Consider the following 10,786-nt stretch of genomic DNA (forward strand, 5'->3'; position numbering starts at 1 on the left):
GTAGTCTGGCTTCTTGTCTTCTATTGTTGTGCGTCCCAAATACGTTCGATAACCGCTTCGTTATGAATTAAGCTTATTTGATAGACATCTGGATTACTTAGCCTTTGCCAAAACTGAAAATCTACATCACTTTGATAACTCTTTAATAGTAAGGATATTAGATTACCATGACTGACGATAACTGTATGTTCAGTTCCTCTCTCAGCCACTTCTTTTACAACATTCTTGATACGATCCATTGCCTCCTGACTGGACTCCCCACCCTCATATTTTAAATCCAAATTAGTAAAAGTCATTTTTAGTTTTTCATACCAATCTGGTAAATTATCAGTGCTTAATATACGTTCTGAAAGACGTTCATCTAACTCAATTATTTTGTTTGTTGTTTTACTTAATAGTTCTATCGATTGGATGGCACGTAAAAAAGGACTCGAAATAATTCGGTCGATTTTATAAGTATGAAAAAAGTCAGCTAAACGCTTCGCCTGCTCGTGCCCTTTTTCTGTTAAAGGTGCATTTGAAGGTTGCCCTTGTGCTTCGCAATGTCTAATTACGTAAATCTTCTTCATTTCGCTCCCCTCCCAGTTCAAAAAATCGCTATGTCTATTTATAATATTTTACTATTTATAACAAATATCAGTAAAGGTATTCACTCATGAACTACAAACAACCATCATATATTTAGTCAGTGTAAAAGATGATGCTTAAAGGAGGATATGATGCAAGCGGAAAACAAACGCCTTCGGAAAATTCAACATCTTGCTCATGAAATTATGGATGAGATGAACGCAGGAAAAGAATTGAATGAGCTCGAAACATTAATACCTGTCATTGATAATTTATCTCGTGCAATCGGTGATTTAACAGACGCCTTTGGCAATTATTCATTAGATTATGTAGAGGAAAAAGTCAAAAATGCACATACCCTATTGTTTAAGAAAGACAAAGTAGATATGTACCAGTTATGACATAAAAAAAGGGTAGCCCCCTAAAGGGTTACCCTAACGTCATTAATGCTCTTCAGGTGTAAATGTTTTGCAATCTGTTTCTTCACTATTGGATGCATGCTGACCTTTTTGACTTACAACGTAAATAGCTTCTGCAGTACATTTGTTACCAGAGCCCCAATACGTGCAGTTATTGACTTCACATAGAATCTGTTGTGCCATCGTATCACACCTCCTCTTTTGTTATCCTTAACAAAAGTGGAGTTTTCAATACTTAACTTAAACATAAAACCTTAAAATAACCTAAAATAACAATGGTGCTTCGTTTTTTCTTTATTATCTTCTTACAGCGACTAATTTATTTGCTGCATGACAATGTTTAATATTGTTGTCATGCTGATCTTCAAATTGGTAAGAACGATAATATTGAATTGACCAACTATGATATAAATCTTTGATTTCGCCTTCTTTACATATTCCTTTAATAAATGGTGCTAAATCTTCTGGAATATCTACTTCGTCTGTAAATACGGTAATAATATTGATGCCCTGTATCTTCGTATGTATTTGCATTGATTGAATAATGTTATGCCAAGCTTCACGCTCTAAAAAGTGGAACAAGCCATGTGAAATAATACAATCATAGGATCGTTTAAACTCATATGTAGTAACATCTTGCACAATAGCGTGCAAGTTATGTAATTGATGCAACTCTTTGTATCTATTGATTTTAGCGATGCCTGCCTCCGAAATATCGATGGCTTCAACCTCAAACCCAAGCTGTGCTAAATAGACTGCGTGCCTACCATCACCACATCCTATATCTAAAATGCGTGCACCTGCTTGTAACCTATTTGCACATTCAACCACTTCCTCACTTGGTTTACCAAAAGCATAATGCGTATCTGCTAAGTAATCTTTCTCCCAAAACGGTTTCACTTTCTCATCTCCTCTCTAGACTAAGTATATCAAACGTGCTATGACCTAACTTCATCAAAGCACGCCGTCAATCTATTCCTTAATAATTATCATATCATTTTCATCGAATTCCCACATATCACCATGCGCAACTTCCCAATAAAAGCCGTTTGGATCTTGGAAATACCCGCTATAGCCTCCCCAAAACACTGTTTCAGGCTCCTTTACAATATTCGCCCCAGCTTTTTTTGCTAACAAAAATACTTCATCGACTTCTTCTTTAGACTTTCCATTATAGGCAAGTGTAATGCCATTAAAGCCATTACCTACAGCGGGTGGATTCGCTTCATCAATATCCTTTACTAAGCGCTCAATTGGGAATAAAGATATTTTTGTTCCTGCATTATTGAAAAAAATAACATCTGGATTTGTTTCATCCCCATAGACGACTACTTCAAAACCCAGCCCTTCACGATAAAATGCCAGCGATTCTACCATATTTTTTACTCCCAATGTAATTAAATTTAAACGGTTCATCCCATCTTCCCCCTTTTCTACATTATCTATTACTTATTCTACTATTTTAGTTAATTTCCCTTTATCTCCATGACCATGGTACACGCTCCATATAAAAGATGACCCTCAACACAAAACATAATGCCGCTACATAAGATACACTAAGATATTAGCTATGGATTGGAGGAATTCTGCTGTATTACAATCCTTATCCGTATTATGTTTATGTAAATCAATATCCAAATTGGGGCATTTCTAACACCCCTTTACTATATCATTTGCCCGGACAGCTTGCGATGCCCACATCTCCAAACCCTAATCCGTACCCGCCTATTAATACATTGAAGTTGAAGACATCTGCCAAACAAATTCAGCCAATTATGCAGCAGGCCCAATTACTGACAGAGAAAATTGAAGGGTCTGATCAATTTGCACATGATCTTAAGAATGCTGCACAGCTTTCCAAGCAAGATGAAGTGCAAAAACTCATTTCTTCAGCGGGTGTTACGGCGAAGTTTGAAGCGAAATATACGCCAGATAATATTCGAATTGTATTATCAGAAGGTGGGTGCTGTAGTATAGCGGTAATTTTATATTGGTGATGAAGAAGGCTTCTTATTTTTTATAACCATGCACTCCTATAGAACTTGTAAACTATTTTTGATTATGCTAAAGTATTTGGTATTACTATTTCTGAAAATTCATATATTTTTCTTATCAAGAGAGATGGAGGGATTGGCCCTATGAAGTCTCAGCAACCAGTCTTAGGCATGGTGCTAATTCCAATTTGCGAACTTCGCAAAAAGATGAGGAGACTGACTTCAGTTACACGAGAGTCCTCTTCTACAAGTAGGGCTCTTTTTTTATTTTGTTTTTAACTATTCATAGTAAAAGAAAGCAGGGAATAAAAATGACAAATGAACTTTTACAAGCATTGCAGCTATTAAAATCTAAGCAATGGGTCGACTTAACACACACATTCGGACCTAACTCGCCTCATTTCTTTATGTTTGAAGATGCCAAATTTAAAACGTTATTTTCGCATGATGACGGCTTCTTTGCACAACAATTTACGTTTCCTGGGCAATATGGAACACATATCGATCCACCTATCCACTTTGTTTCAGATACACGCTACTTAGACGAATTAGAATTAAAAGAACTTGTCCTACCGCTAATTGTTATTGATAAGTCTACGGAAGCTGAATCGGACAATGACTTCTCGTTAAGTGTACAAGATATTTTAGATTTCGAAGCAGAATATGGAGAAATTGAAGCAGGGACATTTGTTGCACTGCGAACTGATTGGAGTAAACGTTGGCCAGATAAGGATTTGTTCAATAATAAAGATAAAGACGGTCATAACCATATTCCAGGTTGGGGATTAGAAGCGTTGCAGTTTTTATTTACAGAACGGAACATCAATGCAATTGGTCATGAAACGTTCGATACGGATTCAGCGTCAGATTTCCGTAAAAACGGAACGCTGGATGGCGAATACTTTGTACTAGATCAGGATACATATCAAATTGAATTAATGACGAATCTAGATAAGCTACCAGCAAAAGGAGCAGTCATTTTCAATATTGTGCCAAAGCCTGAAAAAGCATCTGGATTCCCTGTACGTTCTTTTGCGATTTTGCCTTAAGTCAATACAAAATGGTCTGCCTCAAATGCCATATAAACATTTGCAGCAGACCTTCTTTTAACAGGCTGTATTCATTTAATAGTATTTCTTTTTTTAAATAAAAAGTACACAATCAGCATTAGTACTATAAATAACAATACTGCATATAGGCTGTATTGAGATAAATACATACCAACAAAACGCCACTTATTTCCTAGCACTTTCCCTAAAGTAATAAATGTGAAAGTCCATACGATTGCACCAGCATACGCATAAACAGCAAACTTTTTATAAGGATAATTATTAATTGCTGCAATATATGCTGTAAGATGACGAACGCCAGGTATAAAGTATCCAATTAATAATAGTACAGGCCCTATCTTTTCAAACAATTTTTTCGTAAACTCAATTTTTTGTGCAGTTATATGAATTTTCGGCCCATATTTTTGTAATAACGGCAAACCGAATCGACGACCAACAAAGTAGCTGAGGGTGATGCCTCCTGCAGCTCCCACCGCAGCACTTATTAATGCAGGAATATGCTCTAAATTTTCCCGATAAACATTATACCCTACATAGGTTAAAAAAATTTCGTCAGGAAGTGGCAGCCCGACAATCCCTCCAACTAGTATAAGAATAATCCCAAAATACCCGTAATGTTCAATAAGAGATTGCACGTGATGCACCATTTTTTACCCCACCTAAAGCCTTAATTTTCCCATTATCTCAGCTTAACATAAGCCTCTTAAAGTCAATTATTTCTAACAATCACTTTTGCATAGGTTTAATCATTATTACATGTATATCAATATTGTACAATCATCACTACTTTATTTTTGTTAAATTCAGTTTTCACAAAAAAACCTTTTTACCGTAGCTACGTATCTCTTTCAGCGCTAATTTCTATTTACGAGGACTCCATATCCCTTACTGTAGCTCACGTCAAAACGACTTATTTCGTTAGTCAGTGATGAGCTGACTAAAAAACCAAATACATACGACAATGGCAACTAGAACATCTACCACAATCATTATCTATAATTTATTCATACAATCTGATAACATTCCTGTCTATCCAGCAAAATATAATCAATGCTGCGCACATACTATGGCAAAAAGGCATCTATAGCTAGCTAATGTAGACTAGCAATCTTTAAATAAACAACAAAAAGAAAAAAGCAGAGAACATTCTCCCATAGACAAGATTACGATGGCGATATTATTCCATTCTTTATCATCTTTGTTACCTTAAATAAGCTGTAGTTTACGTAATGCATAATCTATACCACCTTCATCTGATTTCATCGTGATATAATCAGCGATATTTTTTACTGCGACACTGCCATTTCCCATCGCGATACCATATCCAACTTGCTTTAACATATTAATATCATTATCTCCATCTCCAAAAGCAATTGCGTCTTTCGGAAGTAGGTTGAAATATTTTAGTACTGCTTCAACAGCGATGGACTTTGATACATCGTCTTGTAGCACATTCATAATCGTCGGATGCCATCTTTCAAACTTTAAATTTGGAAATTGTGTTATGTACTTTTTCTCTTCTTGTTCGTTGATATATAAACACATTAAGTAAACTTCCTTACTTAAAATATTAGTAGTAGTAGGAGGATACTCATCTAAAGATAATGTCTCCTTCATTGCCTTTAGTGTTGCAGGATGGCGAACATTATTCATTGATAGTTGGTCAGTGAAAAATGACAGACTATCGTTATTGTCATCAGCAAAAGCTTTTACACTTTGTACGATTTCTTGTGCGATTGGAATGGTATGAATTATTCGATCACCATGCCGAGTATAAGCACCATTAGCAGTTATAAATGTATCAATCCCTAGTTCTTGCAAATCATGACACATGGATAGTGGTCTTCCTGTTGCAGCAACTAATCGAATTCCTTTGTTTCTTAATATTTGTAAAGCGTTCTTCGTACTCCTTTCAATACAACCATTGCCATAGTTAATGAGCGTACCATCCACATCAAAGAAAATAATTTTACAGTCCATTTCAATCTAGCCCCTTTAAATAAAATAGAAAAATATAGTAATTATTATACTTTGAAAATAAAAAAACAATAGCTTTCTACTGCCTTAAATTCCTTATCAATAAACATATTATTGAATAGTAAATTTATCCTATATGTATTATAATAAAACTACTAAAATTTTTTATAAAAATGAGCATTCTAGATATGTCAGACTTAATTTAATAAAGTTGACTAAAACATTTAACTTTTCTCTTTTCACCACCGATAAATACTATTGCCAGTATATTTAAAGCAATCATTCCCTTTACATAAAAAAATTAATATTTTCCTTGTACTACTTTCATCATATTGAAGGAGTATACCAAAAAACATAGAATTGCTAAAATAGTAGAAAATCCATTAAATATATTGAACGAGTACCCCCCCTATTTAAATAGAACTAAAGAAATGTTAAAAACTCGACACAGAGGAGTTGGTTCATATGGGTTTTAATATTTACTACTACGAAAGTAATGTGGATTGTAAATTTTGCAAAAAACAATATACAACATATAAGGTAAGACCAAATCGTTTTAAAATAATCGAAGAACAAACGGATTTTATGCCTGTTTATGAAGGCTTGAATCCATTACTTTATGAAGTTGCTGTATGCCCGCATTGTGGATATGCTTACCATAAATCTATGACGAGAACGTATGGACCGTTCTTGCAACTAATCGATGAATTGTATATTAAAGAACTACATAAGCCAATGAACATCTGTCGCGAACGCACTATTGATGATGCTATCGTAAGCTATAAATTGGCCTATCTCGTAGCAAAGGCCTCAATGGAAGAGGCACTTTTAATGGCTAATATCGCACTAAAAATAGCTTGGCTATATCGTTTAAAAAATGAAGGCGAATCTGAAACTCACTACTTATATGCAGCAAGAGACTTTTACAGTAAATCATTTGCATCCAATCAAGAAGGCACCGAACGAATTCAATATTTACATGCTGAATTAAGCCTTCGACTCGGCGATATTGTAGAAGCCAAAAAAGGTTTCTCAAGATTAATCGCAGATCGCAATGTTTCCAATAAATATCGTAAATTAGCGCGTAATCGTTGGGAAAATTATAAATATGATGATTACCCTAACAATGTCACTGAAAATAAACAAGAAATCATCAAATAATTGAGAAGGGAGAGGAATCGAATGCTGCTGTTCGGAAAAAAAATAGACGCTCGAGAAGAGGATATTTTTTCGGAATTACATCATTTTTTATTAAGAAAAAATAATCGGCACTTAACGAATGATGAAATTGTTGCATTAACAGGCATTTCATCGGACTTACTTTTTAAATGGGTGAAGACAGGAAAATTAAAAACCTCTATCTTCCCTAATCTTGGCGCGCCATGTGAACGATGCGGTAAAATTACACAAGCAAAAATTTGCGTTAACTGTTCCTCATCCATCGTTAATACCTTACAGCAAGAAGAAAAAGATCAAGCATGGTTTAATAAAATTCAACGCAATAATTCAAGAGCTAGCACTTACCATTACAAATAAACCTTTGTACACAAGAATCTACGACATTGCGTGAGTAGCCGCAATGTCGTAGATTCTTTTTTGCAAGACTACTTTGCCCTTTTGACAATTTCCATCATAATTTTCGTTACATAGTCCTCCTCACGATTTTTAATAACAGCATCATAAATATATTCTTCATACACGTACTGCCCTAGCTCATAGCCGTTTTCATCCATGACCTTAAATAATCGTTCATATGTTTGGCCTAGCGTCGTTGATAATCCTATATGGTAACCAATAATAAAATCTCCTTCAATCGCCTTAAAATAAGGATGCCCATCTTGAGGATGTGGTTGTTCCATATATAAGTAACAATAATTATCATAGCTACCAGCTAAAACTTGCTCTCTTTTTGTAATGCCCCCAATCGGATAGCCTGTATCGAGTTGCGAGCGATCCAATTCATCGATAAAATCCGAGACCGCCTTTACAAACTGTTCCTCTGTGGAATCTTCGATATTTTTGCTTAAATATAATGTCTCTTCCGGAAAATGCCCGATCGTAATGCTGTCAAAATCTATATGCAATGCTTCCTCTGTTGTCTCGATTTTCACCTCAATAATACTTTCAATCATTTCAAGCTCTTGCCGTTTTTTCGCCACAAGCTCCTTTTGCTGACGCATCAAATCTAAAAAATTTTCTGGTGATTTATCTGCCATATACTTTTGAATTTCTTTTAAAGACATACCAAGCGTTTTTAATAATTCAATAACGCTAAAAAAGTCATATTGAGCGATGGAATAATAACGATAGTCCTTACTGTCTTTCATAATTGGTGATAGAAGACCAATTTGATCATAGTAAATGAGCGTTTGTTTATTCACCTTACAAAGCTTGGCAAATTCACCTGTTGTAAAATATTTTACGTTTTTATTAAGCATTTTAAGTTTCCTTCCTTGACTATATAGTTACTATATACTTTAGATTGTAGCTATTCACAATAAATTTAGAAAGGTTTTGACATTATGTTCACGGAAATACGTGACATCACAGCTTTAAACAAAGAAGAAGTATTAGCTTTACACATCGCTGACAATCAGCAGGACTTTATTGAAAGTACACAACAATGCTTAGACGAGGCACAAGACGATCGACGATTTATTCCAGTAGGTTTGTACAAGGAGGATATCCCGGTAGGCTTCGCCATGTATGGTGTATTTCCTCACGAGGACGATACACAACGCGTTTGGCTAGACCGCTATTTAATTGATGAGCGTTATCAGCATAAAGGACTTGGAAAGTACTTTTTACAGCAGCTTATCAGTTTCTTACAAACAAAATACAATTGCCAAAAAATATTTTTAAGCGTCTATGACAACAATAAAGTAGCCATTCAGCTCTATAAAAAGTTTGGATTCGCCTTTAACGGTGAACTAGATGAAAAGGGCGAAAAGGTCATGGTAAGAGAGGTAGTTACTCATGACAACAATTAATCCAATTGAAACAAGACCGTTAAAGCCACTGTTTATATCCTACTTATTTCCAGCTATGGTTGGTATGCTACTTATGTCAGTAAACATTTTAGTTGATGGTATATTTGTCAGTCATGGGGTTGGTCCAACTGCTCTAGCAGGTGTCAATATTGCTGTTCCGATTTTCTCCATCTTATTATCAATTTCTCTGTGGATTGGTATGGGGGGTGCCACTTTGTACTCCATTTCACTTGGAGAAGGTAATAAAAAACGAGCACATCAGATTTTTACACTCTCGTTTACAATGATGCTTGCAGTAGTTTTAACGTTGGTGCTTTTACTTTTATTAAACTTAAAGGAAATTGCCTATATTTTTGGGGCAAGTGATGTTACTTATCCTTATGTGCAAGAATACTTGCATGTTATTTTGATATTTGGTGTCTTTTACACAATTGAAAACTTATTAAGTATTTTTATTCGCAATGATGGAAATCCAAAGCTCGCAATGATGGGTTTAATCACTACATCCATTTTAAATATATTATTAAACTACGTATTTATTTTCGTGCTCCATTACGGTGTAAAAGGTTGCGCTTTAGCTACAGCAATCTCTACAATCATTGGCATGTCGGTGCTATGTCTCCATTTCTTCAGAAAACAGTCTGAATTAAAATTTGTATCTTCATTTTTCAGCCTATCCGATTTAAAGAAAATATTTGCTATTGGTTTACCAAGCTTTATCGTAGAAGCTTCCATGGCGATTATCGTTATTTTATATAATGTATCATTTTTGCACTACCTTGGCGCAAACGGCGTAACAGCATATGCAATGGTTAACTATATTCATACAGTATTATTAACCGTATTCCTAGGTATTGGTATGGCTCTACAACCTCTTGTCAGCTACCACCATGGTGCAAGATTAACAAAGCGTTTAACAGCGCTATTGAAAATTGGCTTAGCAACTGCCCTTATTCTAGGATTAAGCATTGCCATTATTGCTATGCTATTCCCTTCACAGTTAATAGCGTTATTCGGCGATAGTACGTTTGAAATTCGCCATATAGCAACCCAAGGATTTGTTCAATTTGCAATTGGCTATGTCTTCTTAGGCTTAAACATGGTACTTGCAGAGTTTTTCCAATCTATTGAAAAAATTCGTCTTGCAACAACTATTATGTTACTTCGCAGTATTATTTTATTTATTCCAGCGCTCTTATTGCTACCTAAATTCCTAGGAGCACAAGCAATTTGGTGGACTTTCCCCGTCGCTGAAGGTATTACTGCATTACTGATTTTCTTATATATCAGAAGAAAGCCACGTGCGGTTTTTTCAAACTAAGACTAAGGGGAATTCAAAAATAATAACTACTGCCATTGATTCCTGCTACGGGCGGGTTCCTTCCGCTTGAGTGCCTGGCACTATGCAAAGAAACTTCGCATCATATCTACTCCTAAATCGGAAAAATCCACTTCGCTTTCCGCGGGCACAACGTAAGCCGCAACCCTCGCTATCGCGCGGTTTGTTGCGTCTTACATTTCGTGCGTTCCCGCAGGAGTCTACGTGGTTTTTTCCTTGGCAAGACATATGGAAATTGTTTGAGTGCCTGGCACTTTAAGCATAATATCTGCACCTAAATCGAAAAATCCACTACGCTTTCCGCGGGCACATTGTAAGCCGCAACCCTCGCTGTCGCGCGGTTTGTTGCGTCTTACATTTCGTGCGTTCCCGCAGGAGTCTACGTGGTTTTTTCCTTGGCAAGACATATGGAAATTGTTTGAGTGCCTGG

General features: G+C 35.7%; 14 protein-coding genes and 1 riboswitch. Of the genes, 7 read left to right on the top strand and 7 right to left on the bottom strand.

The annotated features are described in order from the left end of the window. Positions 1-20: 20 nt before the first annotated feature. Positions 21-569, bottom strand: coding sequence for a histidine phosphatase family protein (locus ACIP9C_RS19380; RefSeq protein WP_401013319.1), 549 nt, complete (start codon positions 567-569; stop codon positions 21-23). 150 nt (positions 570-719) lie between these two features. Between ACIP9C_RS19380 and ACIP9C_RS19385 the strand changes: the two genes are divergently transcribed. After that, entirely contained in the window at positions 720-968 is a 249-nt protein-coding gene (locus tag ACIP9C_RS19385) for a group-specific protein (protein ID WP_483869675.1), read from the top strand. 42 nt (positions 969-1,010) lie between these two features. Here ACIP9C_RS19385 and ACIP9C_RS19390 read toward each other — a convergent pair whose 3' ends face one another. The 3 genes from ACIP9C_RS19390 to ACIP9C_RS19400 form a co-directional block, all read right to left on the bottom strand. Next, a complete protein-coding gene (locus tag ACIP9C_RS19390) occupies positions 1,011-1,169 on the bottom strand; it encodes a DUF1540 domain-containing protein (RefSeq protein ID WP_173479301.1) in 159 nt (52 codons plus the stop codon). 114 nt (positions 1,170-1,283) lie between these two features. After that, entirely contained in the window at positions 1,284-1,886 is a 603-nt protein-coding gene (locus ACIP9C_RS19395; protein WP_401013326.1) for a methyltransferase domain-containing protein, read from the bottom strand. 72 nt (positions 1,887-1,958) lie between these two features. Next, positions 1,959-2,402: a VOC family protein gene (locus tag ACIP9C_RS19400; RefSeq protein WP_401013328.1), complete on the bottom strand. Its 444-nt coding sequence runs from the start codon at positions 2,400-2,402 to the stop codon at positions 1,959-1,961. Between the two features lie 275 nt (positions 2,403-2,677). Between ACIP9C_RS19400 and ACIP9C_RS19405 the strand changes: the two genes are divergently transcribed. Together ACIP9C_RS19405 and ACIP9C_RS19410 are read left to right on the top strand one after the other, a co-directional pair. Next, complete coding sequence (locus ACIP9C_RS19405; protein WP_340821855.1) at positions 2,678-2,983, top strand: YuzC family spore coat inner layer protein; 306 nt, start codon at positions 2,678-2,680, stop codon at positions 2,981-2,983. A gap of 109 nt (positions 2,984-3,092) precedes the next feature. Next, a riboswitch (SAM riboswitch) is annotated at positions 3,093-3,194 on the top strand. 97 nt (positions 3,195-3,291) lie between these two features. Continuing rightward, a complete protein-coding gene (locus ACIP9C_RS19410; protein ID WP_401013331.1) occupies positions 3,292-4,029 on the top strand; it encodes a cyclase family protein in 738 nt (245 codons plus the stop codon). 71 nt (positions 4,030-4,100) lie between these two features. On the opposite strand, the gene ACIP9C_RS19415 is transcribed toward ACIP9C_RS19410, so the two are convergent. Further along, positions 4,101-4,697 carry a DedA family protein gene (locus ACIP9C_RS19415; RefSeq protein ID WP_401013333.1) on the bottom strand — a complete coding sequence of 199 codons (597 nt, stop codon included), beginning with the start codon at positions 4,695-4,697 and terminating at the stop codon, positions 4,101-4,103. 559 nt (positions 4,698-5,256) lie between these two features. Beyond that, positions 5,257-6,030 (bottom strand): Cof-type HAD-IIB family hydrolase, encoded by a 774-nt coding sequence (locus tag ACIP9C_RS19420; RefSeq protein ID WP_401013336.1) that lies wholly within the window; start codon positions 6,028-6,030, stop codon positions 5,257-5,259. Positions 6,031-6,492: 462 nt separating this feature from the next. Here ACIP9C_RS19420 and ACIP9C_RS19425 point away from each other — a divergent pair, with 462 nt between their 5' ends. Then, the gene (locus ACIP9C_RS19425) at positions 6,493-7,188 is read left to right on the top strand and encodes a DUF2225 domain-containing protein (protein ID WP_401013339.1); all 696 of its coding nucleotides are present in this window, start codon (positions 6,493-6,495) and stop codon (positions 7,186-7,188) included. 21 nt (positions 7,189-7,209) lie between these two features. Next, the gene (locus ACIP9C_RS19430) at positions 7,210-7,563 is read left to right on the top strand and encodes a hypothetical protein (protein ID WP_340821849.1); all 354 of its coding nucleotides are present in this window, start codon (positions 7,210-7,212) and stop codon (positions 7,561-7,563) included. A 68-nt stretch (positions 7,564-7,631) separates the two neighbouring features. Here ACIP9C_RS19430 and ACIP9C_RS19435 read toward each other — a convergent pair whose 3' ends face one another. Continuing rightward, on the bottom strand, positions 7,632-8,465 hold the full coding sequence (locus ACIP9C_RS19435; protein WP_401013342.1) for a MerR family transcriptional regulator: 834 nt from the start codon (positions 8,463-8,465) through the stop codon (positions 7,632-7,634). Between the two features lie 84 nt (positions 8,466-8,549). On the opposite strand from ACIP9C_RS19435, the gene ACIP9C_RS19440 reads away from it, so the two are divergent. Both ACIP9C_RS19440 and ACIP9C_RS19445 read left to right on the top strand, forming a co-directional pair. Then, entirely contained in the window at positions 8,550-9,017 is a 468-nt protein-coding gene (locus tag ACIP9C_RS19440; protein ID WP_401013345.1) for a GNAT family N-acetyltransferase, read from the top strand. Then, a complete protein-coding gene (locus tag ACIP9C_RS19445) occupies positions 9,004-10,338 on the top strand; it encodes an MATE family efflux transporter (protein WP_401013347.1) in 1,335 nt (444 codons plus the stop codon). Before ACIP9C_RS19440 ends, ACIP9C_RS19445 begins: the two co-directional genes overlap by 14 nt. Positions 10,339-10,786: the final 448 nt, after the last annotated feature.

Source organism: Lysinibacillus sp. NPDC093210, assembly GCF_044753985.1.
GTDB lineage: Bacteria > Bacillota > Bacilli > Bacillales_A > Planococcaceae > Lysinibacillus.

Bases quoted from the DNA above. Each gene is read 5' to 3' on its own strand.
- ACIP9C_RS19440 (WP_401013345.1), top strand. From the start codon at position 8,550: ATGTTCACGGAAATACGTGACATCACAGCTTTAAACAAAGAAGAAGTA.
- ACIP9C_RS19400 (WP_401013328.1), bottom strand. From the start codon at position 2,402: ATGAACCGTTTAAATTTAATTACATTGGGAGTAAAAAATATGGTAGAA.
- ACIP9C_RS19410 (WP_401013331.1), top strand. From the start codon at position 3,292: ATGACAAATGAACTTTTACAAGCATTGCAGCTATTAAAATCTAAGCAA.
- ACIP9C_RS19385 (WP_483869675.1), top strand. From the start codon at position 720: ATGCAAGCGGAAAACAAACGCCTTCGGAAAATTCAACATCTTGCTCAT.
- ACIP9C_RS19420 (WP_401013336.1), bottom strand. From the start codon at position 6,030: ATGGACTGTAAAATTATTTTCTTTGATGTGGATGGTACGCTCATTAAC.
- ACIP9C_RS19425 (WP_401013339.1), top strand. From the start codon at position 6,493: ATGGGTTTTAATATTTACTACTACGAAAGTAATGTGGATTGTAAATTT.
- ACIP9C_RS19380 (WP_401013319.1), bottom strand. From the start codon at position 569: ATGAAGAAGATTTACGTAATTAGACATTGCGAAGCACAAGGGCAACCT.
- ACIP9C_RS19435 (WP_401013342.1), bottom strand. From the start codon at position 8,465: ATGCTTAATAAAAACGTAAAATATTTTACAACAGGTGAATTTGCCAAG.
- ACIP9C_RS19445 (WP_401013347.1), top strand. From the start codon at position 9,004: ATGACAACAATTAATCCAATTGAAACAAGACCGTTAAAGCCACTGTTT.
- ACIP9C_RS19415 (WP_401013333.1), bottom strand. From the start codon at position 4,697: ATGGTGCATCACGTGCAATCTCTTATTGAACATTACGGGTATTTTGGG.
- ACIP9C_RS19390 (WP_173479301.1), bottom strand. From the start codon at position 1,169: ATGGCACAACAGATTCTATGTGAAGTCAATAACTGCACGTATTGGGGC.
- ACIP9C_RS19405 (WP_340821855.1), top strand. From the start codon at position 2,678: ATGCCCACATCTCCAAACCCTAATCCGTACCCGCCTATTAATACATTG.
- ACIP9C_RS19430 (WP_340821849.1), top strand. From the start codon at position 7,210: ATGCTGCTGTTCGGAAAAAAAATAGACGCTCGAGAAGAGGATATTTTT.